This is a genomic window from Cutibacterium avidum ATCC 25577, assembly GCF_000227295.1.
In the GTDB taxonomy this organism is placed as follows: domain Bacteria; phylum Actinomycetota; class Actinomycetes; order Propionibacteriales; family Propionibacteriaceae; genus Cutibacterium; species Cutibacterium avidum.
The window spans coordinates 889,625-912,972 of record NZ_JH165054.1; the positions used below are offsets into that span (position 1 = coordinate 889,625).

A 23,348-nucleotide genomic window follows, 5' to 3' on the forward strand; every position below is an offset into this window, starting at 1 on the left:
CCATGGGCTTTTCCTGGCGGCCGGAGGACGCCTGCCGCAGAGACGGGGACGGGTATCGCGCCGCTATCTGCCAGCTGCGCCTGTTCGGTACAGCTGCGCCGGTTTTATGCAGTTGCGCCAGCTCCCCCACGACGCCCCGCGACACCCCGAGACGCCTCGGAACGCCGAGGATCCCCCACCCCCAAAAATCCAGCGAGTTCTGCCAAGGCCTGGCCTCCGAATCCCAACGGCACCGTCACGACGCCGATTCCTTGACAGAGCTCGTCGACGCCTCCGGATATCACCGCCCGGCTAGGCTGTCTGGGTGCTGACCCTCATCTCTCCCGCCAAGTCTCTGGACCTCGAGAGTCCTGTTCCCAGGAGCCAGTCCACCGAGCCTCGCCTGCTCGACGAGACGGCCAGGCTCGCCGAGATCATGGCCGGCAAATCGGTTGCTGACCTGCGCAAACTCATGGGGGTTTCGGAGGACATCGCCACCCTCAACGTCGAGCGCTACCGCGACTTCCAAACCGGCATCCCCGACACCGCGCGTCCCGCCGGCGTCACCTTCGACGGGGCCGTCTACCGAGGCATGGACCCGCAGTCCTTCGACACCCGCGACTGGACCGAGGCCCAGAAATCACTACGTATCCTGTCCGGTCTCTACGGTGTCCTCCGTCCCCTCGACCGCATCCAGCCCTACCGCCTCGAGATGGGTACCGCCCTGCGTACCCACCGCGGCAACACCTTGGTGAGTTGGTGGGGAGACCAGCTCCGTGATCTCGTCTCCGCCGACCTCCAGGAGTCCCCCGGCCCGAAGGCCATCGTCAATCTGGCCTCGGCCGAGTATTTCCAGGCCGTCGCGGGGATCGACGCGAAGATCATCTCCCCGCGCTTCGAGTCCCGGGACCGTCAAGGACGTTGGAAGGTCATCTCCTTCACCGCCAAGACGGCCCGCGGCCTCATGGCCGGATGGATGATCCGTAACCGTGTGCGCACGGTCAAGGCACTCACTGACTTCCATGACGGCTGGGAGTACTGCGACGAGGTGTCCTCCTCAGACATCCCCGTCTTCCGCAAGTTCGACTGATCCTGGACCCTGGCAGCCTGATCCACCAACCTGCTGACAACGCGCGGCACCCGCCACCCCGAAGATCACCAGGGTGACGGGTGCCGCGTTCAGGGACCGGACGGATGCCAGGGATCAGTCGGCACATCGATCAGCAACGGCACACTCGTCACTGCCGATCGGGTCCAGGTCGACCTGCGTCATCAGCGAGTCAATGAATCACCCCCAGTTCCAACTCGTTGTTCGTCGTTCATTCCGGGATACGCACTGTGCGCGACCCCGCGGTCTCACTTCTTGCCGTAGCGGCGATTGAACTTCTCGACGCGCCCAGCGGTGTCGACGATCTTGGCCTTGCCCGTGTAGAAGGGATGACTGGCCGACGTGATGTCGACGTCGATGACCGGGTAGGTGTTCCCGTCCTCCCACTCAATCTCCTTGGAACTGGTGGCGGTGGACCTCGTCAAAAAGGTCATGTTCGCCGAGATGTCCCTGAAGACCACGGGGTGGTAGTCGGGGTGGATGCCTTGTTTCATCGGTTTCCTTCCGGCCTTGGCGCGTGCCTGTCCAAACGACGAGTTCGCATCTCGTCAGCATCAGTATATGATAATGATTCTCACGTGCAAACCATGACAGGAGATACCAATGTCACGACGCTGCCAGGTCCGCGGCACCAAGCCGGGATTCGGTAACAACGTCTCGCACTCCCAACGCCACACGAAGCGCCGCTGGAATCCGAACATCCAGAAGAAGCGCTACTGGGTGCCGTCGTTGGGTAGGCAAGTCACCCTGACCCTGACCCCGAAGGCGATGAAGGAAATCGATCGCCGTGGCGTCGACGTCGTCATCGCCGAAATGCTCGCTCGAGGAGAGAAGATCTGATGGCCAAGAAGTCCAAGATCGCTGCCCAAAAGAAGCGCGAGAAGTTGGTCGCTCAGCACGCCGAACGGCGCGCCGAGCTCAAGGCCATCATCAAGTCTCCGACCGCCTCATTGGACGAACGCATGGAGGCATCGCGTAAACTGTCTACCCTGCCGCGCGATTCATCCCCCGTGCGGCTGCGTAACCGTGACCAAGTCGACGGACGTCCTCGTGGCTATGTCGGCAAGGCCGGTGTGTCCCGTATCCGTTTCCGTGAGATGGCCCACCGCGGCGAACTCCCCGGAATCACGAAGTCAAGCTGGTGAGACCATGGCAGTACCGAAGCGTAAGAAGTCCCGTTCGACCACGCGTCATAGGCGGGCCCAGTGGAAGACCACGCCAACACAGTTGGTTGAGATCCGCGTTGAGGGCAAGGTCCTGCGGGTCCCTCGAAATCTGGTCAAGGCCTACCACTCTGGGTTGATCGACGCCGAGGACTGAATCCTCGCAGCCTGAGCGGTCCAATGTGGCCGCTCGGGTCAGTTGATCACCCGAGAAGCGTTGATCCCGTAGGGTTGTCGTCATGAGCAAGCCCGAAGTGCCCCTGCCCGATTCCGCCCCCGACGACCTCACCATCGAGGACATCACGGTGGGCGACGGCCCCGAGGCCTCCGCCGGAAACCTCGTCGAGGTGCATTACGTCGGAGTGGCCCTGAGTAATGGTCGCGAGTTCGATTCCTCGTGGAACCGCGGAGAACCGCTGACCTTCCAGTTGGGAGCCGGCCAGGTGATCCCCGGATGGGATGAAGGCGTTCAGGGCATGAGGGTCGGTGGACGACGCAAGCTCGTCATTCCCCACCACCTCGCCTACGGTCCGCAGGGTATTCCCGGCGTGATCGCTGGCGGTGAGACGCTGGTCTTCGTCTGCGACCTCGTCAACGTCATCTGACGGCGTCATTCGACAGCGCCATCTGACGTGACCCCGGATCAAGCAGTCGCTCGTGCCCGGGCCCTCGTAGGGTCCGGGCATCGTTGCGTGCTCGGACTCTGTGGTGAACCGGGCGCTGGCAAGACGACCCTGTCCCACCTTCTGGGCGAAGAATTGGGCGAGACATGCGCCGTCGTCCCCATGGACGGGTTCCACCTCGCCCAAGCCGAGATCGAACGACTCGGCCGCGCCGACCGCAAGGGAGCTCCCGACACCTTCGACGGGTGGGGATTCCTGTCTTTGGTGCGTCGCTTGGCCACCGCCGACGAACCGGTGGTCTACGCACCGATGTACCAACACGGGTTCGGCGAACCCATCGCCGGAGAGATCCCAGTGGCACGGGAGGTGCCGCTCGTCATCATCGAGGGGAACTACCTCCTCCTCGACGAGGAGCCGTGGTCCCTGCTGGCGCCGATGTTCACCCAGACCTGGTACGTCGACGTCGATCCTCAACTACGGATGGAACGACTCGTCCGACGACACGTCGCCGCAGGAAAACCCCCGGAATACGCCCTGACGTGGGCCAATGGCCCCGACGAACGCAATGCTGCGCTCATCCGTACGACGAGGACCCGTGCCGATGATGTCGTCCTGATGAACTGACGACGACGTCTCACCCTGCGCACCACCCGTGGTGATACCGTCGGTATGTCTCCTTGGCGAGACGACCCACGGCGATCACACCGACGCGATTCGCCCCAGCCCTGGCAATTGCGCGTGCTCCCTCGCAGGCGTCATCGCGCCATGGCGACACCACATCCGCATGAGTACGCATCTGGGAGCACCACCGATGTACGACAACAGCAGCACTGCCGCAGCCATGACGATCAAGCTCGACGCCGAGTTCCCACCCGACCCGGTCTTCCGGCCCGGCATACGACGAGCACCCTCACGTGGATTCCACCTCACCCCTGATCAGACCAAGATCGCGCTGCGCAATGCCCTGCGTTACCTTCCCCCGGAACTGCACGAGAAGGCCGCACCCGAGTTCCTCGAGGAACTTCGCACCTTCGGCCGCATCTACGCCTACCGCTGGCGTCCGGCTGGTCACCTCAAGGGCCGTCCGATCGACGAGTACGAGGGCCGCTGCACCGAGGGCAAGGCCTTCCAAGTGCAGATCGACAACAACCTCGACTTCGACGTCGCCCTCTACCCCTACGAGCTCGTCACCTATGGCGAAACCGGCAGCGTCTGCCAGAACTGGCTGCAGTACCGACTCATCAAGAAATACCTCGCCCAGCTCACCGAGGACACCACCTTGGTCGTCATGAGCGGCCACCCGCTTGGACTGTTTCCTTCCCGCCCGGAGTCACCCCGCGTCATCATCACCAATTCCCTCATGGTCGGCCACTTCGACAACCAGAGGGACTGGGAGATCTGTGAGGAGATGGGAGTCGCCAACTACGGCCAGATGACTGCCGGCGGCTGGATGTACATCGGCCCGCAGGGCATCGTCCACGGCACCTTCAACACCATCCTCAACGCCGGGCGCATCCGTCTCGGGATCCCCGCTGACGGTGACCTCTCAGGAGTGCTCTTCGTGTCGTCGGGACTGGGCGGAATGTCCGGGGCCCAACCCAAGGCTGCCGAGATCGCCCACGCCGTCGGAATCATCGCCGAGGTCGACATGTCGCGCATCCAGACCCGTCTCGACCAGGGCTGGGTGGGTCACGTCTCCGAGGATCTCGACGAGGTGTTCGCCCTGGCCAAAAAGCACATCGACGAGCGCACCCCGATCTCGATCGCCTACCACGGCAACATCGTCGATCTGCTGCAGTACGCCGTTGACAACGACATCGACATCCCGCTGCTGTCCGACCAGACCTCCTGCCATGCCGCCTATGACGGCGGCTACTGCCCGCAGGGCCTGACCTTCGAGGAGCGCACCGAGCTGCTGGCCCGTGACCGTGACGAGTACGCCCGCCGCGTCGACAAGACCCTGCGCAAGCATTTCGAACTCATCCGCACCCTCACCGAGCGTGGCACCTACTTCTTCGACTACGGCAATGCCTTCATGGCGACCGTCTTCGAGTCCGGGGTGACCGAGATCGCCAAGGACGGGGACTCCCGAAATGGGTTCATCTGGCCCTCCTACGTCGAGGACATCATGGGACCCGAGCTCTTCGACTACGGTTACGGCCCCTTCCGCTGGGTCTGTCTTTCCGGCAAGCACGAGGACCTCATCGCCACCGACCATGCCGCCATGGACTGCATCGACCCGAATCGCCGCGGCCAGGATCGCGACAACTACATCTGGATCCGGGACGCCGAGGCCAACGACCTCGTCGTCGGCACCCAGGCGCGCATCCTCTACCAGGACGCCAAGGGCCGTAGGGACATCGCGTTGCGATTCAACGAGATGGTGCGCAACGGCGAGATCGGACCGGTCATGCTCGGGCGGGATCACCATGACGTCTCGGGCACCGACTCCCCCTTCCGCGAGACCGCGAACATCAAGGACGGGTCCAACGTCATGGCGGACATGGCCACCCAGTGCTTCGCTGGCAATGCCGCTCGCGGCATGAGCCTGGTGACCTTGCACAACGGCGGAGGAACCGGCATCGGCAATGCCATCAACGGCGGGTTCGGGCTGGTCCTGGATGGTTCCGAGCGGGTCGACGCCGTCATCCGCAGCTCCTTGCTGTGGGACGTCATGTGCGGTGTGGCCCGACGCGGCTGGGCCCGCAACGACCACTCCATCGAGACGGCCACCGAGTTCAACCAGGAACACGACGACGCCCAGATCACCCTGCCCTACCTGGTCGATGACGCCCTCATCGACGGATTGGTGAAGTGATGACGACCTGGACAGCGGCAGCCCTGCTCGACGAGATCGCCGGGATCGGACGCAACGAAGACGGGTCCTACTCGCGGTTCTGCTTTCGCCCTGACGAGGTGGCCTTGCGGGAATGGTTCGTCGCGAAGGCCACCGAGTTGGCTCTGACGATCGTCACGGACATGAATGCCAACATCTGGGCTTGGTGGGGAATGCCGGGCCCGGAGGCCGTCCTGACGGGGTCCCACCTGGACTCAGTTCCTGGCGGCGGCGCCTATGACGGGCCGCTCGGCGTCGTCTCCTCCCTCGTGGCCGTGGCGAAGATGAAGGAAGCCGGGGTCGAGCCGTCGAAACCCTTTGCCGTCGTCGCCATGGCTGACGAGGAGGGCGCACGATTCGGCATGCCCTGTCTGGGGTCACGCTTGGCCTCGGGCAAGCTCAGCAAGGACGACGCCCGCAGGCTCGTCGCCCGGGACGGACAGAGTCTGCCGGACGCCTGGCGGGAGGCCGGCCTGGATCCTGATCTCATCGAGCCTGACGATGTCCTGCTCGATGCCTCCTGCTTCATCGAGTTGCACGTCGAGCAAGGGCGCGGGCTGGCTGACCTCGGCCACCCGGTCGCGATTGCCACGGCGGTGCGGCCGCACGGTCGCTGGCGTGCCGAATTCACCGGGCAGGGGAACCATGCCGGGACCACCCTCATCCCCGATCGCCACGACCCCGTCATCCCAGTGGCCGAAACCATTCTGGCGTCCCGCGAGGCCGCTGAGCGGGAGGGCTGCGTGACGACGGTTGGGCGGATCAACGTCGAGCCAGGCGGGACGAATGTCATCGCCTCGACCACGACGATGTGGCTGGACTGCCGAGCCGAGGATCCCGACACCGTCACCAAAGTCGTCGAGGAGATCCAGAAGATCTCAGCAGAGGCTGCTGACAAGCAGGGGTGCCAGGTCGTCTGGGCCCGTGAGTCATGGACCGACCGCACCGCCTTCGACGACGACCTGCGTCATCGGATGCTGCAGGTCCTCGGTGAGGAGACCCCGCAACTGTCGACGGGAGCGGGTCACGACGCTGCCACCTTGGCCGCGACGATGCCCACCGGGATGCTCTTCGTCCGCAATCCCACCGGAGCGTCCCACTGCCCGGCCGAATCAGCCAGCGACGAGGACTGCGAGGCGGGAGCGGAGGCTCTGCGGGCCGTGTTGGAGGAGCTGGTCAAGTGAGTGAGTGGTTCTTCCCGAAGGCTCTCGTCGAGGGGCGGGTTGCGCACAATGTGCGCGTTTCGAGTGATGCCGGCGTCATCACCGAAGTCACGGTTGACGCCCAGCAAGATCGCCACAGCTTCAGCGGCGTCGCTGTCCCGGGATTCGCCAATACGCACTCCCACGTCTTCCACCGCGGGCTGCGAGGAGCCGGGGAGGGGGAGGACTTCTGGTCCTGGCGGACCGAGATGTACCGGCTGGCCAACCGCCTCGACCCGGACTCCTACCACCGCCTGGCACGAGCGGCCTTCGCCGAGATGGTGGCTGCCGGGTACACCAGCGTGGGCGAGTTCCACTACGTCCACCACCGGCCCGACGGCACTCCCTACCCGCACCACGACATGGAATTGGCCCTGGTCAACGCCGCCATCGACGTGGGTATCCGGATCACCCTGCTCGACACCTGCTACCTGCACGCCGGACCGGGAGCTCCACTCGGTGAGGACCAGACGAGGTTTGGTGACGGCAGCGTCAAGGGATGGTTGGAGCGCTGGCATGCTCTCACTGACGCCCTGCCGGATTCCCCCCTGGTGACGCCGGGAGCGGCCCTGCACTCGGTGCGAGCCGTCAGCCCTGACGAGATGGCCACAGCTGTCTCGGGCTTGCCGGACCGCACCCCGATCCACGTCCATGTCTCCGAGCAGCCCCGTGAGAACGAGGAGTGTCTGGCCGCCCACGGGCTGACGCCCACCGCCGTCCTGGAACGTGCCGGAGTGCTCTCCGATCGCACCACCGTCGTCCATGCCACGCACCTGAGCGACGACGACATCGCCATGATTGCTCGCACGGACACCATCGTCTCGCTGTGCCCGACCACCGAGGCCGATCTGGGTGACGGCATCGCGCCGGTCAAGGATCTGCTCGACGCCGAGGTGCGTCTGACGATCGGCACCGACGAGGACGTCGTCACCGACCCCTTCGCCGAGTTGCGCCTGCTCGAGTCCACCGCTCGGCTGGCCACCGGGACCCGAGGGGTCGTCGGCTGCGACTCCCTGTGGAAGGTCGGTTTTCGATACGGGGTGGAGAGCCTGCGCCCGACAGCGGGACCACGCCCGCACCGGGTTTCCACACCCGCTCCCGACCTCGCCGGGCTGAGCGTGGGTGATCCTGCTGACGTCGTCGTCGTCGATCCGTCGTCGGCTCGCTTGGCCGGGGTGGACCCGACACGCTGGCCGCTGGCGGCAACCGCCGAGGACGTCACCGCCACCATCATCGCGGGCGAGTGGATCCGACGCGACGACGCCACCGCCGAGGATCTGCGCCATGTACTGGACGAGCTGAGAGGTCGTGACTCGTGAGCGTCGTCATCAACAACATCGGTCTGCTGGTCACCAACGATCCATCCGTCAGCGGTGATGGCCTCGGACAGATCCGTGACGCAGCCGTCGTCATCGACGGAGATCGAATCGTCTGGGTGGGGCGCTGTGCCGAGGCTCCCGCAGCCGATTACCAGGCCGACATGACGGGAGCCTGCATCATCCCCGGTTTCGTCGATTCCCACAGCCATCCGGTCTTCGCGGGGGATCGTAGTGACGAGTTCGACGCGCGGATGAACGGTCAGAAATACGAGGCCGGCGGGATCCTGCGCACCGTTCGACGCACCCGGGAGGCGTCCGTCGGGCTGCTCGATGCTGTCATGACCGGGATCCTCGACGAAATGGCGCTCGGTGGAACGACGACTGTTGAGGCCAAGACGGGGTACGGGCTCGACGTCGAGACGGAGGTCAAGCTGGCGCGAGTGGCCAGTTCTCACACCGACGAGGTGACCTTCCTGGGCGCCCACGTCGTCGGACCCGAGTACGAGCCGGACGAGTACGTCCGTCTGGTGTGCGGGGAGATGCTGCAAGCCGTACGTCCCTATGTGCGCTGGATAGACGCCTTCTGCGAGACCGGCGCCTTCGACCCCGACCAAACCATGGAGATCCTGCACGCAGGCAAGGATGCCGGGTTGGGGCTTCGTCTCCATGCCGCTCAGTTGGGGCCCTCCGAGGTCATTCCGCAGGCCTGCGAGCTGGGTCTGGCTTCAGTAGACCACTGCACGTTTTTGAGCGATGAGGACATCGACGCCATGAAGGCCACCGACACTGTGGCTACCCTGCTCCCGGCCGCCGAGTTCAGCACCAAACAGCCCTACCCCGACGCCAGACGTCTTCTCGACGCCGGGGTGACGGTGGCTCTGGCCACTGACTGCAACCCCGGAACCGCCTTCACCTCGTCCATGCCGTTCTGCCTTGCCATCGCGGTGCGGGAGATGGGCATGACGCCCGAGCAGGCTCTCTGGGCGGCGACGGCAGGAGGTGCGGCAGCCCTGCAACGCGACGACGTCGGCGTCATCAAGCCGGGAGCCCGTGCGGATCTGGTGGGTTTGGCGGCCCCGTCGTGGCTGCACCTTATGTACCGCCCAGGAGTCCCTCTCATCGACAAGGTCTGCCGGGGCGGACGACTGCTCACGTTGACCCAACCACGGCTGAGACTCGACGGTTGACCGGCACGACCACCGTCGCTCCTGATCCCCTTCGTGCTCGACACGGGGTCAGTCATGGCGACGGCCCAGAAGACATACCCAAATACACGCGATCGCCACGACACCGTGGCACTCACGACAAGGAAGTGACGACCATGAATCCAGCCACCATTGACGTCGGTGCCCCACTCACTCCCCACGACATCATCGCCATCGCCCGGTCAGGGGCCCAGGTGACGGTCGGAGACGACGCGATGGAGCGGGTGAAGCGAGCCTCCGACCTCGTTGAGAGTCTGGCCGACGACCCTGCCCCTCATTACGGGATCTCCACGGGCTTCGGCGCGCTAGCCTCTACCCGAGTGCCCCGTGACCATCGCGTGGCCCTGCAACACTCCCTTATCCGTTCCCACGCCGCCTCGACCGGGCCACGGGTGGAGACCGAAGTCATCCGCGCCATGATGACTCTGCGTCTCAAGACCATGGCATCTGGCCACACCGGAGTGCGCCCGGAGGTCGTCACTGCCTACGCTGACCTGCTCAACTCTGGGCTGGTGCCGATCGTCGGGGAATACGGGTCCCTTGGGTGTTCGGGCGACCTCGCCCCGTTGGCCCACTGTGCCCTCGTCCTCACCGGGGAAGGGACTGTCCTGACCCCCGACGGTGGTGAGGTCGACGCCGCCACCGGTCTTGCCCAGGCCGGGCTGACCCCGATCGCGCTGCGTGAGAAGGAGGGGCTGGCCCTCATCAACGGGACCGACGGTATGCTCGGCCAGCTGATCATGGCCCTCGCCGACCTCGACGTCCTCGTCCCGACGGCTGACCTGGCCACCGCCATGACCGTCCAGGCTCTCTGCGGCATCGACCGAGTTTTCGCCCCCGATCTGCAGAGCTTGCGTCCCCACCCCGGACAGGGGGTTTCAGCTGCCAACATCCTCGCCCTGCTGGAGGGGTCCGACCTCATCCAGGCCGGTCGGGAGGGTGCCGTCAAGCGCGTCCAGGATGCCTATTCGCTGCGGTGCGCCCCGCAGGTTCACGGAGCCGTGCGCGACACCATGGCCCACGCCCTTCAGGTGGCGACGGTCGAGTTGGCCTCGGCCGTCGACAACCCGGTCATCACTGACGACATGCGCGTGGAGTCCAACGGTAACTTCCACGGTGCACCGGTGGCATATGTGCTCGATTTCCTGGCAATTGCCGCAGCCGACCTCGCGTCGATGAGCGAGCGCCGCACTGACCGTATGCTCGATCCGGCACGCAACCGCGACCTTCATCCCTTCCTAGCCGAGGATCCCGGTGTCGACTCCGGTCACATGATTGCTCAATACACCCAGGCCGGCATCGTCTCGGAGATGAAGCGGCTGGCCGTCCCGGCGTCGGTGGACTCCATCCCGACGTCGGCCATGCAGGAAGACCACGTCTCGATGGGATGGTCGGCGGCCCGCAAGCTGCGCCGCGGGATTGACGGCCTGGGAGCCGTCATTGGCATCGAGATCCTGACCGCCGCCAAGGCTATTCAGATGCGGGGTGTGGAGCCGTCGAAGCCGGTAGCCGACGTCATTGCTCGGATGCGTCAGACGATCCCTGGCCCCGGACCGGACCGCTTCCTCTCCCCCGAAATCGACGAGGCCCATCGCTTGGTGGCTTCTGGTGAGCTCCTCGAGGTCGTGCGACAGAAGGTGGAGATGGGCTGACTTTTCCCGCGTTTGTGGCCCCGGTAGCGTGAGATGTGCTCTGCCCATGCAGAGGTGAGCCATTGTTCGGTTACGTGACGTCCCTACCGGGGGCATCTTCCCCGCCGCTGCGGGGGTTGACATCGACATGGTTGAAGTGACTGAAATCTAATTCCTAACTTGTTAGGTTAGCTTCATTTTTTCTGATACTATGCATGCCAACACCAAACGCGAGGAAGCGACAATGCTCAACACGTGGTCTTCCCCCAGCACGGTCCTGCTGGGGGAAGACGAACGAGGAAGCCGACTGGCTCCCCGTCGTCCAACATCTGGAGGACGCCGCCGGCGTCATGCCCGAGGTGTGGAGACTCCAACCGAGATCCATCAGATCACTGCTGTCGGACAGTCTTGGCGGCGCGGAAGCCGCCCAGGCGTTCGAATGCTTCCTGGCGGGCGTACACGACGTCGGCAAGATCAGCGCCGACTTCGCACACATGGCACGATTTCCCCGCCGCAACGGGACGTCGACGAGCTACCTGTGCGACCGGATGGAACATCAGGGATTCGTCATACCGACGCCCGAGCGCCCGATTCCTCACGGCACGGTGGGCCAGATCCACATCGAGTCCTGGTTGCTCGACCGCTACCGCCACCAGTCACCACGGGCACGTCGGTGCGCCCGCAACATTGCATCCATCATCGGGGGCCATCACGGGACGAACCCGACGGAGGGCGACATCGAGGAGTTGAGAAGTGGATTGGCCAGGGAGGACGACCTCTGGAGGACCACCCGCGACGAGGTCATCGACACCATGGCCGCACACACGGGAGCCGATCAGTTTCTTGGCGACTGGATGAGCTCTCCCATCCCGATCGAGGTGCAGGTTCTCTCCGAGGGCCTCGTCATCATGGCCGACTGGATCGCCAGCTCGGAATCCCTCTTCCCCTACGACCTCACCGATCCGACGCCGGACCGCGTCCGCAGAGCCATCGCTCGACTCCGTCTGCCTCGGCCCTGGCGGCCAGATACCGGCCCGGACACTGCCGACGACCTCTTCGCGAGGAGCTTTCCCGCACTGGCCCATGGCTCCCCCAATGCCATGCAGCGCGCGGCCGTGGAGGCAGCGGCGAGCATGACCAGCCCCGGGTTGCTCGTCATCGAGGCCCCCATGGGTCAGGGCAAGACCGAGGCCGCGCTCATGTGCGCCCAGGTGCTGGCCCGCAGGTTCGGGCAGGGCGGCATCTTCTTCGGACTACCCACGATGGCGACGTCCAACCCCATGTTCGGACGCGTGCGCGAGTGGCTCGACGCCGTCCCGGCCACCAACCCATCGAGCATCACACTGGCCCACTCGAAGGCCGGGCTCAACGAGGACTACCAGCAGCTCATGCCCTGGAATGCGTCGATGGCTGTCTATGACGAGGGCACCTCACAGCGCGAAGCCTCGGCGATCGTCCACGAGTGGTTCCTCGGCCGAAAACGCGCGATCCTGGCCGATCACGTCATCGGCACCATCGACCAGGCGTTGTTCACCGGACTCAAGGCCAAGCACGTCGTCCTGCGCCACCTCGGTCTGGCGAGCAAGGTCGTCATCATCGACGAGGTCCACGCCGCTGACGTCTACATGCGCGAGTACCTCAAAGTCGTCCTCGAGTGGCTCGGCGCCTACCGCACGCCCGTCATCCTCATGTCCGCGACCCTACCGCCCGCCCAGCGCGAGGAACTTGCTCTGGCCTACGCCAGAGGACGCCATGGAAAGCGTGCCACCATGGCGCTGCCCACCTCGGACGAGTACCCGCTCATGACCTGCGTCACCGACGACGTCATCCAACGCGGCACATCGGTCACGGCCCCGGCGCGCGGCATCACCATCGAGACGATGACCGACTCCCTTGACGATCTCGCGGCTCGGCTCAAGGAGCAGATGTCCGAGGGCGGTTGTGTCGGGGTCATCCGCGACACCGTCGCACGGGCCCAGGAGACCTTCGACGTACTCCGGCAGCGTCTCGACTGCGAGGTCGTCCTCGTCCATTCCAGGTTCGTCGCGCCACAGCGTGCCCGTCGGGAGTCCGACCTCGTCAGGCGTCTTGGACGCTCTGGCCAGGCCCGTCCTCATCGCATCGTCGTCGTCGGCACCCAGGTGCTCGAGCAGTCCCTCGACGTCGACTTCGATCTGCTCGTCAGCGACATCGCGCCCATGGACCTCCTCCTCCAGCGCATCGGCCGGTTGCATCGACACGACCGCGAGCGTCCGCCCCGACTTCGTGACGCCGTCTGTCTGGTCACCGGAGTCGACAGCTGGGACGACGACGGTCCGAGGTTCGGCCGTGGAATCGACCTTGTCTACGAACCGGACGCCCTCATGCGCACCGCGGCCATCCTCGAGGATCTGCCGTCCGGTGAGATCTCGATCCCGCGGGACATCCCTCGACTCGTCCGACAGGCCTATCAGGAGCCCTTCCCCTGGCCCCACACCTGGACGGACAGGGGAGAAAAAGCCGCACTCGGTGCCAGGTCGAATCGTCAGTTGGCAGCGACTCGCGCCATGGCCTTCCGTCTGACCGATCCATTCGGCGCATCGAGCCTCATGAAAGGGCTCACCGACATGGCTTCCTCCGATCCCGAGAACACCCGCGGCCACGCGTCGGTGCGCGACTCCGAGGATTCCATCGAGGTCATTGTCGTCCAACAATCCGACTCCGGACATCGGCTGCTCGACGACATCGGGGAATACTCCGGAACAGAGCTGCCGCTGTTCGGTGCCCCTGACGGCGATCTGGCCCGGGCCGTCGCATCGTGCACCGTCACCCTTCCCCGATCGCTGTCGAACCCTTGGGACATCGACAGGACCATCGCCGAGCTGGAGGCCGCGCCGATCGACCTCAGCTCATGGCAGACATCCCCGTGGCTTCGGGGACAACTCGTCCTCGTCCTCGATGCCCATGGCAATTCCACATTGTTGGGACATCCACTCCACTACGATCACGATCAGGGGCTCATCGTCGAGCCCCTTCCCCAGAACGGAGCACCGGTATGACGAGCGCCTTCAACCTCATCGACGAGCCATGGATCGCGGTGCGACGTCCGGACAACGTCGTCATCGAGGTGTCGATCCACGACGCCTTCCATCAAGCGAGCAGTCTTCGCGGCTTGGCCGGGGAAATCCCCACCCAGGAGGCCGCCGTCCTGCGCCTCCTCCTCGCCATCGCCATCCGGGCCACCGCCGAGTACCGCAGTGACGACGAAAAGGTGGACGACTGGGCGCAGTGGTGGGAGTCCGGACTACCGCTGCAGCAGATTGACGACTACCTGGGCCGCTGTCACGATCGATTCAACCTCTTTGACGACAAAGCTCCGTTCATGCAAGTCGCCGGTCTGCACACCAGCAAAGGAGGGTATTCAGGCCTGATCAAGATCATCAGCGAAGTCCCCCCGAACGACAAGTTCTTCACGACAAGGGACGGGCCTGGTATTGCGTCATTGAGTTACGCGGAGGCCGCCCGGTGGCTCGTCCACGCCCAGGCCTTCGACATCTCGGGCATCAAATCCGGGGCCGTCGGCGATCCGCGTGTCAACGGTGGCAAGGGGTACCCCATCGGGACGGGCATCAGTGGTCCCATGGGTATCGTCGTCATCGAAGGCACCAGTCTGGCCGAGACGATCCTGCTCAATCTCTTCCTCGAGGACGATCCGCAGACCGATGTCCCGGTCTGGGAGCGTCCACCGCAGACGGCAGCCCCCGACGCCGAGCACCCGGTGCCCACCGGCTGCGCCGATCTCTTCACCTGGCAGAGCCGCCGGGTGCGTCTCATCGCCGAGGCGGACCACGTCGTCGACGTCCTGCTGTGCAACGGCGACAAGGTCGAATGGAAGTACTTGCTGCACAAGGACCCGTCGACCGCGTGGCGCTTCAGCGCACCCCAGACGAAGGCGGCCGGGGAGATCGTCTACATGCCCCGCAGCCACGACTCCTCCAGGGCCATGTGGCGAGGACTGGAGCCTTTACTGGCCCGCGAACCATCACCCGAAGACAGGCGCAGGAAGAAGGCCGGAGAGCCCGACAGGGCGTGGCTACGGCCAGAGATTCTCGAGCAACTCGCAATCCTCACCAGCGATGGCGCCCTGCCTGACGATCATCTCATTCGCATGCGGACCATCGGCATGGAATATGGATCGCAAAGCGCAGTGGTGTCGACGACGATCGACGACTCCCTGCCGACGTCCTTGGCAGTCATCGCCAACGAGCAACTGGGACGGCTCGCCGTCGATTGCGCGCACACCGCCGAGTCCCTGGTGTTCGCCTTGCAGAACCTCGCTTCCGATCTGGCTGCCGCGACCGGCGATGAGTCGGAGGGGGTCCGCCCCCGAGCCGCCGAAGCCGGTTTCTCCGCCCTCGATCCCGCCTACCGAGAGTGGTTCAGTCGCCTCACGAGTACCACCGACGTCGATGCCGCAACTCTGGCATGGCGCCGCACGGCTCGGCGGATCATGTGCGAGGTCGGCCTCCAGCTCTGCCGCGACGCCGGGTCGGCAGCCCTCACCGGACGCATGGTCCCGGTGCCCAACACCGAGCGAGACGACCTCATGGACCTCGCCCGCGCCTGGCAGCGATTCCTCTCCCGGATGCGCGCCAGCGCCCCCCTACCTGACGATCCTCAACGCGACACCAAGTCATCCTCGAAGGAGCAGTGATGCCAGAACCATGGAATGACGTCAGCGCGGCGACGCTTGGCGCCGTCAACCACCTGCAGCGGGGCTATCTCGCCACACCGCGCGATCCGTGGGCGGTACGGACTCTGGCAGCCCTGCGCCATGCCGATGCGACCCGCCCGGGAACCGACCCGAATCTCTGGGAGGTGACCCTGGGCCACCTTCCGGACGATCTGGTGGGCCACGGGGCATCGCCGGCGACGTACGCCGAACGAGCCGTCCACGCCGCCGTCGTCCTCTACGCCATCCATCAGCAGTCCCGGCCCGGGCCGATGCACGCCACCGGCATCGGATTGGGCCAGGCGGCTCGGATGCTCTCGGCGCGACGCTCGACGAGCACCGAGTGGGACCCCGGCACGGTCTCCCGGTTCCAGCACCTGTGCCGCGCCCAGCAGTGGGCCATCCGCCTCGAAAACCTCCGAGAGCTCGTCACTCTCATGCGATCCGAGGACGTCCCGCTCGACTACGGCCGACTCGCCGCCGACCTGTGGCGATTGCAGACCTCGGCATCCGACCGCGTCCTCCTGTCCTGGGGACGCCAGCTCCACCACCTCCCATCCGACGCCCCAACCACCACCACCGAGAGCACAGACCAAGGAGAATCCCGATGAGTTCGTACTACGTCGACATCCACGTCCTTCAGAGCGTCCCGCCGTCCAACGTCAACCGCGACGACACCGGGTCGCCGAAATCAGCTCTGTACGGCGGGGTCCGTCGGGCGCGGGTCAGCTCACAGGCATGGAAGAAGGCCGTGCGAACGTCCTTCAAGGACTTCCTGCCCGCTTCCCAGACCGGCGCGCGGACACTGCGCGCCGTCGAACTGCTCATGAACCGCCTCACCGCCGATCCCTACCGACTGGCGCAGGAGGATGCTCGACAGAAGGCCCTCGCGGTCGTCAAGGCGCTCGGTCTCAAGGCCGACAAACCTCGAGTGAAGGAAGGCTCGGGCCCCGAGGGCGTCGAGCGCACCCAGTACCTCGTCTTCTACTCCAACCAGCAGCTCGATCGCCTGGCGCAGCTCGCGGCGACCTCGGAGGGCAAGATCTCCAGTTCCGACGCCAAGAAGGCCGCCGATTCCGATCATGGGGTCGAGGTCGCGTTGTTCGGTCGCATGGTCGCCGATTCCAAGTGCCTCAACGTCGACTCGGCCGTGCAGGTCGCCCACGCGCTGAGCACCCATGCCGTCGAGATCGAGTCCGATTACTTCACCGCCGTCGACGACTACAAGCTCGATGAGGACGACGCCGGAGCCGGCATGATCGGAACCGTCGAGTTCACCTCCGAAACCCTCTACCGGTTCGCCACGGTGGCTGTTTCGACCCTCGAGGACAACCTGGGAGACGTTGATCTCACCGCCGACGCCGCCGCCGCGTTCGTCCGTGGGTTCGTCGTGTCGATGCCCACCGGCAAGCAGAACACCTTCGCCAACAACACCCTGCCCGACGCCGTCGTCGTCCAGATCCGCAAGGGCAGGTCGGCCAGCTTCGTCGGCGCGTTCGAGGACGCCATCACCTCGACCACAGGTGGTTTCGTCGAGGCATCGTGCAAGGCGCTGGCCAGCTATGCGCACGACTGCGAGGAGGCCTTCCTCGGGGCACCAGTGGCCTCCTTCGTCACCCGGGTCGGCACGCGTACCGAGGCCGTCAGCGACATGGGCACTGCCATGCCCATCGACGAGCTCGTCTCATCGGTGCGAGACCAGGTCGCTACCGTCCTGCGAGCGCAATCGTGACCGTCCTGCTGTTGCGGCTCGCCGGGCCCTTGCAGTCCTGGGGAGACTCGAGCCGATTCACGACTCGTGCGACGCGCCGCGAACCGACGAAATCCGGTGTCATCGGGCTGCTGGCGGCGGCGCAGGGGCGACGTCGTACCGATAGCATCGAGGACCTTCTCACGCTTCGGTTCGGCGTACGCACCGACCAGTCCGGCTCGGTCGTCCGTGACTTCCAGACGGCCATGGACTGGGCGCACCCCAAGAAGGACGGCAGCATCCACGCGATGCCTCTGTCGAACCGCTACTACCTGGCCGACGCCGTCTTCGTCGCCGCAGTCGAAGGAGATCGGTCGTTGCTCGAGGCACTCGACGAGGCCATTGGAGAACCGGCGTTCCCCCTGTACCTAGGCCGCCGCGCATGTCCCACGGAGGGACAGGTGTCCTTGGGCATCCATGACGACGAGATGCTGGCTGCCTTGGAGACCGAACCGTGGCATGCCAAGCCCTGGCATCGACGTCGCCTGGGCCGCTCGGTGTACCTGCCCATCACCTACGACGCCGCCCCCGGCCAGCTCGGCGACACCGTCCGAGACCTTCCGCTGAGCTTCAACCCGGAGCGGCGCGAGTACGGGTGGCGCGACGTCGCCTCGACGGCTGTTGTCGTCGACAACCCCGACGGCAACGACGAGCCCGACTGGTTCGCGGGCCTGGAAGGAGCGTGATGTTTCTCACCCAGTTCGACGTCAACGTCGCCCGCCGCGACGCCGTGCGTCTGTTGGCATCTCCGGAGCGACTCCACGCCGCGGTGCTGAGCTCGTTTCCCCCTGGTCAGTCCGCTTCCGATGACGGCCGAACCCTGTGGCGACTGGATCGCGGGCCGACTCCCCATGAGGCGAAACTCATGATCGTCAGCCCGCTGAGACCTGACCTCACCGTGCTCAACGAGCAGGCTGGATGGTCGACGGGGGTCTCGGGTCGGTCGGCTGACTACGACCCCTTCCTGCAGGGCCTCCGATCCGGCTCAACCTGGCGATTCAGGTGCGCTGTCAACCCGACGACCGCAGTGCGCAGGACGGCCGGGTCACGCGGCCAGCGAGTTGCAGAGGTGACGGCCGAGCAGCAACTGGCCTGGTTCCTCGGCCGTGCCGAAGGCCACGGACTGTCCGTGCCCGTCACACCCGACGGGACGCCGTCCGCGCGCGTGACCCGTCGGGAGGTCCTGAGATTCCGTCGTCGGGGGTCCATGGTGACACTGGCGGTGACACAGGTGGACGGCGTCATCCATGTGGCTGACGCCGATGCCGCCCGTGTGGCACTGACCTGCGGGATTGGTCCGGCCAAGGGATACGGCTGTGGCCTCATGACTCTGGCACCGGTCGTGAGTTGAGCGATGGGCAAATCGATCCCGGGCGCGAGACCTGCCGAGGTCCAGGAGTTGGCGCGCGCCCAGGATCGGCTCAGCTTCATCTACATGGAGCATTGCATCGTCAACCGCGACTCGAATGCCATCACGGCGTCGAATCAGCAGGGCACCGTGCATGTTCCGGCGTCCATGATCGGAGCGCTGTTGTTGGGCCCGGGAACGAACGTCACCCACCAGGCGATGGTGCTGCTGGCCGAGTCCGGCGCGACGACGCTATGGGTGGGCGAACACGGTGTGCGGTATTACGCCCATGGCCGACCACTGGCCCGGACGACCCGACTGCTCGACCTGCAGGCCGAAGCCGTCACCGACCACACGAAGCGGCTGGCGGTCGCTCGGCGCATGTACGAGATGCGGTTTCCCGACGACGTCGCGACGGGCCTGACCCTGCAACAACTGCGCGGACATGAAGGGGCCCGAGTTCGGCAGGCGTATCGGGACACGGCCGTCAGGTTCGGCGTCGCCTGGGACAAGCGCAGCTACAAAGTCGAGGACTTCGAGTCGTCCGACCCGACGAACCAGGCGCTCACTGCCGCGACGACCTGCCTCTACGGAGTCGTGCACTCCGTCATCGCGGCACTCGGACTGTCGGCCGGATTGGGATTCGTGCACACGGGCAAGGACCGATCCTTCGTCTACGACGTCGCAGATCTGTACAAGACGTCGCTGGCGGTACCAGTCGCGTTCGAATGTGCAGCGAACGGGGACGTTGACGACATCCCTGGCGCGACACGACGAGCCATGCGCGACGCCATTCATGAGTCGACATTGCTGAGCACGTGTGTGAAGGACATCCACACACTTCTCGACGCCCCCGGAGATCCCGATGACGGATACGGGTGGGATGTTGTCGACCTGTGGGACGACCGCACTGGCACGGTCGCCGGCGGAAGATCGTGGGCATAGCCATGGTCGTGCTCGTCCTCACCGCCTGTCCCGCGGGACTGCGTGGCCACCTCACGAGGTGGTTGCTCGAGATCAGCCCTGGGGTGTTCGTCGGGCATCTGCCTGCACGGATCAGGGATGCCCTGTGGAGCCGAGTCGTTGAAATGTGCCACGACGGGCGGGCGATCCTCGTGTACTCGATGCGCGGCGAGCAGCATTTCGAGTTCCGCGTGCATCGACATGACTGGGACGTCGTCGACTTCGACGGGCTGAAACTCATGCAGAGGCCAAACAATAGGGCACACAACTCGACACTGCGGCCGGGATGGAGCTCGGCTGCGCGGCGACGTAGGACGGCCAAGCGCTAGATCGAGTACACTTGTATCTGGGCAAAGCTCCTGCATCAACCGTAGTCGGCTGGTGTCTTCCCCGCCTACGCGGGGGTGAGCCGACTCTCCATTCCCTCGTCACGTTGCTGAGCCAGTCTTCCCCGCCTACGCGGGGGTGAGCCTTGATGATAGTGCCAGCAACAGTTCTGATTCGTGTCTTCCCCGCCTACGCGGGGGTGAGCCGGTTGCATTCCTTAAGCCGCCAATAAGTGAAATGTCTTCCCCGCCTACGCGGGGGTGAGCCGACATGAAAAAGGGCCACTTGACTAGGCATAACGTCTTCCCCGCCTACGCGGGGGTGAGCCGACATGAAAAAGGGCCACTTGACTAGGCATAACGTCTTCCCCGCCTACGCGGGGGTGAGCCTGTTCGGCGCAGTCCTCGAGTCCCGACGACTCGGTCTTCCCCGCCTACGCGGGGGTGAGCCGTCCGAGCCGCACTCAACCACGGCGCAAACCCGGTCTTCCCCGCCTACGCGGGGGTGAGCCGGCGCTCTCCTGTTCACCATCCTCGCCGGATTCGTCTTCCCCGCCTACGCGGGGGTGAGCCTTCACGCCGCGATCCCCGAGGCCCTGGTCGAGTGTCTTCCCCGCCTACGCGGGGGTGAGCCGAACGCCGAGGTCATTGGCCCGGTCGACTCCCTGTCTTCCCCGCCTACGCGGGGGTGAGCCGCTGAATGGAGAGCGAGCATGAGCACCACCCCTGTCTTCCCCGCCTACGCGGGGGTGAGCCGGTCGCGGCCTTCCTTGAACAGGGAGGTGTGCGGTCTTCCCCGCCTACGCGGGGGTGAGCCTTCGAGCGTGACCTCATCGCTGAACGAACCCGTGTCTTCCCCGCCTACGCGGGGGTGAGCCTCGCCCCGACCATGCGGGCGTGAGCAGCAGAGGGTCTTCCCCGCCTACGCGGGGGTGAGCCTCCTCCCCGGTGGGTGTCTGCCCAGATGCGGGAGTCTTCCCCGCCTACGCGGGGGTGAGCCGGGCGCTATCCGGTATATGCCTGATGAGGAGATGTCTTCCCCGCCTACGCGGGGGTGAGCCCCGACTAGAGGGCGCATGGGGTATGACGATCCACGTCTTCCCCGCCTACGCGGGGGTGAGCCTCAAACCCTTGTTGATCGGGATGTCGATAACCCGTCTTCCCCGCCTACGCGGGGGTGAGCCTTGCCCATCGTGAGCCACTGCTTTGTCCCCAATGTCTTCCCCGCCTACGCGGGGGTGAGCCGGTGATATCTGGGTATGTGCCGCTGGCTAGGACGTCTTCCCCGCCTACGCGGGGGTGAGCCGGCCACCGCCGCCCGCGTCATCGACACCGTCGGGTCTTCCCCGCCTACGCGGGGGTGAGCCGCGGGGCCAACCTGCGCTGGGCCAGGCTGGGCTGTCTTCCCCGCCTACGCGGGGGTGAGCCGGACTGATGACATGGCATCCCCAACAATTCACGGTCTTCCCCGCCTACGCGGGGGTGAGCCGCTGAACCACACACCTCCCTATTCAAGGAAGGCGTCTTCCCCGCCTACGCGGGGGTGAGCCGGCCGCCATACCAGCACCAGCAAGCCCACCAACGTCTTCCCCGCCTACGCGGGGGTGAGCCTACCCGTGAAAAGGCTGCGGTAATGCTGGGTCAGTCTTCCCCGCCTACGCGGGGGTGAGCCGGAGGTCAGCATGGCTGACCTTGTTATCCAGGCGTTGCAGTTGGCGACAGCGGTCGTCAACCTCGCAGCCGCCGTGATTGCGGTGCGCAAGCTCCGCAAAGAAAGCCGCCCCCGAGGTGCAACTCGGAGGCGGCGAGGTGGCAAACGCCGGTAAACAACGGGGACCCGGTTCCACAGAGGGGCCGGGTCCCCTCCTTCCACGAAGTATACCTGTCTGCGCGGGCCAGGAGAAGGGGTCGCCGGTACGCCGATGAAGCGCTTAGGTCTCACCACAAGGGCCGTTGATTGAGGTCGTCTTCCCCGCCTACGCGGGGGTGAGCCGGCATCACCGCCTCACAGACCCCCAGCGCGGCCGATGGACCGCAGCCGGAAGCGTCATCATCGACTGGCAAAACCGATCACTGGTCCCCATCGACGGAAACCTTGATGCCGTCATCGACCACTGGGCATGGACTCACGACCCCCAAGCCCACACATCCACCATGATCGACCTTGGCACCGGAACCACCACCACCAGCCCCGTCACCGCAACCCCGGCACGCCCCCTCGGCCTCGCCCAAAACCACCTGATCGTCATCAGCGACGACGACCAAGGGCACCTGAACCTCTACGGGCTCAAATCTGCATAAGCACTGCGGCGGCGCGCTAACAAAGCCCGCCGCCACAGCACTTCACAGATCATCTCTGAGCATGACTTCTTTCAGCTTGCGCGCTTGCCTCTCCAAAGCCTCTTCTTCGGCCCGGTTCTCCAGCTCACCGTCAATACCAGCTGCAATGAACCACAGCAGCAAGCCACCGCCGACCAGCACACCGGCCAAGACCCACTCTCGTGTAGCAATCTCGGACAGGTGCGCGTGACGGCCAATCACCCAGACCCCATAGCCGATGCAGACCAACCCCCCGTAGCGGCAGAACCACATTCCCAGGTGCATCGCCCCCTCACGCGGCGACACGACCAAGAGGAAGAGGGCATGGAAGAACCCAGCGATAAAGTTCCATACCTGCTGTAGAACAAAGCCAATAAAGTTGAAAAGAGTGAGTAAAAGAGTGAGTATTAGCGCCGACATCGCCATCCCCTTCCGATCCTACCAGCCAGGATAATCAACCTGACACATTCTGTGGAGGCAACCCCGCCAGCCGGTCTTCCCCGCCTACGCGGGGGTAAGCCGGGGTTTCTCACTCAGATGAGGAGGGCGAGATGAGTGAGTTTGTTGCCGACAATGGTGTCCGAGTGACCGACGAGATGGTTCGCCAGTGGGCGAGTGAGGCTGAGTCGGGTTTTGAGGGGTTGCAGGTCGAGCCGTTCGAGGGTCGAGCTTGGGAGGAAGCGGAGACTGAGCCCCTGGAGCCTCGCACGATCCGGGTGAGTGCCAGCCCAGCGTGTGGAGGCCGATCGAACGAGACGCGGCCCGGCAAGGCATGACCGTATCCGCGTGGACCCGTCAAGCGCTCACCCGCGAGGTCGCCCAGACCCTCAAAGCCAGCTAAGGATTCACGAGGCGGGACCAGGGG

At 65.2% G+C, this 23,348-nt stretch carries 22 protein-coding genes, 1 pseudogene and 1 CRISPR repeat array; of the genes and pseudogenes, 21 read left to right on the top strand and 2 right to left on the bottom strand.

Annotated features, from left to right (window positions below):
- Nucleotides 1-304 precede the first annotated feature (304 nt).
- Nucleotides 305-1,069, top strand: coding sequence for a YaaA family protein (locus HMPREF9153_RS03990; protein WP_004809652.1), 765 nt, complete (start codon nt 305-307; stop codon nt 1,067-1,069).
- Between the two features lie 266 nt (nt 1,070-1,335).
- Here the strand turns inward: HMPREF9153_RS03990 and HMPREF9153_RS03995 are convergent, their stop codons facing one another.
- Nucleotides 1,336-1,581, bottom strand: a complete 246-nt coding sequence (locus HMPREF9153_RS03995) for a type B 50S ribosomal protein L31 (protein ID WP_004809653.1) — start codon at nt 1,579-1,581, stop codon at nt 1,336-1,338.
- 109 nt (nt 1,582-1,690) lie between these two features.
- Here HMPREF9153_RS03995 and rpmB point away from each other — a divergent pair, with 109 nt between their 5' ends.
- The 19 genes from rpmB to HMPREF9153_RS04090 all read left to right on the top strand — a co-directional run bounded on the left by rpmB (nt 1,691) and on the right by HMPREF9153_RS04090 (nt 22,465).
- Nucleotides 1,691-1,927 (top strand): 50S ribosomal protein L28, encoded by a 237-nt coding sequence (rpmB, locus tag HMPREF9153_RS04000; protein ID WP_004809654.1) that lies wholly within the window; start codon nt 1,691-1,693, stop codon nt 1,925-1,927.
- Entirely contained in the window at nt 1,927-2,232 is a 306-nt protein-coding gene (rpsN, locus tag HMPREF9153_RS04005; protein ID WP_004809655.1) for a 30S ribosomal protein S14, read from the top strand. The genes rpmB and rpsN overlap by 1 nt, the downstream gene beginning before the upstream one ends.
- 4 nt (nt 2,233-2,236) lie before the next feature.
- On the top strand, nt 2,237-2,407 hold the full coding sequence (rpmF, locus tag HMPREF9153_RS04010; protein ID WP_004809656.1) for a 50S ribosomal protein L32: 171 nt from the start codon (nt 2,237-2,239) through the stop codon (nt 2,405-2,407).
- 82 nt (nt 2,408-2,489) lie between these two features.
- Nucleotides 2,490-2,855, top strand: a complete 366-nt coding sequence (locus HMPREF9153_RS04015) for an FKBP-type peptidyl-prolyl cis-trans isomerase (RefSeq protein WP_004809657.1) — start codon at nt 2,490-2,492, stop codon at nt 2,853-2,855.
- A gap of 27 nt (nt 2,856-2,882) precedes the next feature.
- A complete protein-coding gene (locus HMPREF9153_RS04020) occupies nt 2,883-3,497 on the top strand; it encodes a nucleoside/nucleotide kinase family protein (RefSeq protein WP_023032040.1) in 615 nt (204 codons plus the stop codon).
- A gap of 187 nt (nt 3,498-3,684) precedes the next feature.
- Nucleotides 3,685-5,691, top strand: a complete 2,007-nt coding sequence (gene hutU, locus HMPREF9153_RS04025; RefSeq protein ID WP_004809659.1) for a urocanate hydratase — start codon at nt 3,685-3,687, stop codon at nt 5,689-5,691.
- Nucleotides 5,691-6,893 (top strand): allantoate amidohydrolase, encoded by a 1,203-nt coding sequence (locus tag HMPREF9153_RS04030; protein WP_004809660.1) that lies wholly within the window; start codon nt 5,691-5,693, stop codon nt 6,891-6,893. Before hutU ends, HMPREF9153_RS04030 begins: the two co-directional genes overlap by 1 nt.
- Nucleotides 6,890-8,230, top strand: coding sequence for a formimidoylglutamate deiminase (locus HMPREF9153_RS04035; protein ID WP_004809661.1), 1,341 nt, complete (start codon nt 6,890-6,892; stop codon nt 8,228-8,230). The genes HMPREF9153_RS04030 and HMPREF9153_RS04035 overlap by 4 nt, the downstream gene beginning before the upstream one ends.
- Nucleotides 8,227-9,417 (top strand): imidazolonepropionase, encoded by a 1,191-nt coding sequence (gene hutI / locus HMPREF9153_RS04040; RefSeq protein WP_004809662.1) that lies wholly within the window; start codon nt 8,227-8,229, stop codon nt 9,415-9,417. Before HMPREF9153_RS04035 ends, hutI begins: the two co-directional genes overlap by 4 nt.
- A 134-nt stretch (nt 9,418-9,551) precedes the next feature.
- Nucleotides 9,552-11,087, top strand: a complete 1,536-nt coding sequence (gene hutH / locus HMPREF9153_RS04045; RefSeq protein ID WP_004809663.1) for a histidine ammonia-lyase — start codon at nt 9,552-9,554, stop codon at nt 11,085-11,087.
- Nucleotides 11,088-11,281: 194 nt separating this feature from the next.
- Entirely contained in the window at nt 11,282-14,104 is a 2,823-nt protein-coding gene (gene cas3, locus HMPREF9153_RS04050) for a CRISPR-associated helicase Cas3' (RefSeq protein ID WP_238993143.1), read from the top strand.
- Complete coding sequence (casA, locus tag HMPREF9153_RS04055; protein ID WP_004809665.1) at nt 14,101-15,759, top strand: type I-E CRISPR-associated protein Cse1/CasA; 1,659 nt, start codon at nt 14,101-14,103, stop codon at nt 15,757-15,759. Before cas3 ends, casA begins: the two co-directional genes overlap by 4 nt.
- Nucleotides 15,759-16,388: a type I-E CRISPR-associated protein Cse2/CasB gene (gene casB / locus HMPREF9153_RS04060; protein WP_004809666.1), complete on the top strand. Its 630-nt coding sequence runs from the start codon at nt 15,759-15,761 to the stop codon at nt 16,386-16,388. Before casA ends, casB begins: the two co-directional genes overlap by 1 nt.
- Nucleotides 16,385-17,509, top strand: a complete 1,125-nt coding sequence (gene cas7e, locus HMPREF9153_RS04065; protein WP_004809667.1) for a type I-E CRISPR-associated protein Cas7/Cse4/CasC — start codon at nt 16,385-16,387, stop codon at nt 17,507-17,509. The genes casB and cas7e overlap by 4 nt, the downstream gene beginning before the upstream one ends.
- Entirely contained in the window at nt 17,506-18,213 is a 708-nt protein-coding gene (cas5e, locus tag HMPREF9153_RS04070; RefSeq protein WP_004809668.1) for a type I-E CRISPR-associated protein Cas5/CasD, read from the top strand. Before cas7e ends, cas5e begins: the two co-directional genes overlap by 4 nt.
- The gene (gene cas6e / locus HMPREF9153_RS04075) at nt 18,213-18,878 is read left to right on the top strand and encodes a type I-E CRISPR-associated protein Cas6/Cse3/CasE (protein ID WP_004809669.1); all 666 of its coding nucleotides are present in this window, start codon (nt 18,213-18,215) and stop codon (nt 18,876-18,878) included. Before cas5e ends, cas6e begins: the two co-directional genes overlap by 1 nt.
- A gap of 84 nt (nt 18,879-18,962) precedes the next feature.
- Nucleotides 18,963-19,820, top strand: coding sequence for a type I-E CRISPR-associated endonuclease Cas1e (gene cas1e / locus HMPREF9153_RS04080; protein ID WP_231097139.1), 858 nt, complete (start codon nt 18,963-18,965; stop codon nt 19,818-19,820).
- Between the two features lie 2 nt (nt 19,821-19,822).
- On the top strand, nt 19,823-20,167 hold the full coding sequence (cas2e, locus tag HMPREF9153_RS04085; RefSeq protein WP_036902094.1) for a type I-E CRISPR-associated endoribonuclease Cas2e: 345 nt from the start codon (nt 19,823-19,825) through the stop codon (nt 20,165-20,167).
- A gap of 54 nt (nt 20,168-20,221) precedes the next feature.
- A CRISPR array of direct repeats spans nt 20,222-21,836; the repeat unit is 28 nt; unit sequence GTCTTCCCCGCCTACGCGGGGGTGAGCC.
- A gap of 281 nt (nt 21,837-22,117) precedes the next feature.
- A complete protein-coding gene (locus HMPREF9153_RS04090; RefSeq protein WP_004809672.1) occupies nt 22,118-22,465 on the top strand; it encodes a hypothetical protein in 348 nt (115 codons plus the stop codon).
- A gap of 42 nt (nt 22,466-22,507) precedes the next feature.
- Here the strand turns inward: HMPREF9153_RS04090 and HMPREF9153_RS04095 are convergent, their stop codons facing one another.
- Nucleotides 22,508-22,909: a hypothetical protein gene (locus tag HMPREF9153_RS04095; protein WP_004809673.1), complete on the bottom strand. Its 402-nt coding sequence runs from the start codon at nt 22,907-22,909 to the stop codon at nt 22,508-22,510.
- A 170-nt stretch (nt 22,910-23,079) separates the two neighbouring features.
- Between HMPREF9153_RS04095 and HMPREF9153_RS04100 the strand changes: the two are divergent.
- A pseudogene (locus tag HMPREF9153_RS04100) lies at nt 23,080-23,324 on the top strand (hypothetical protein).
- The last annotated feature ends 24 nt before the right edge of the window (nt 23,325-23,348 follow it).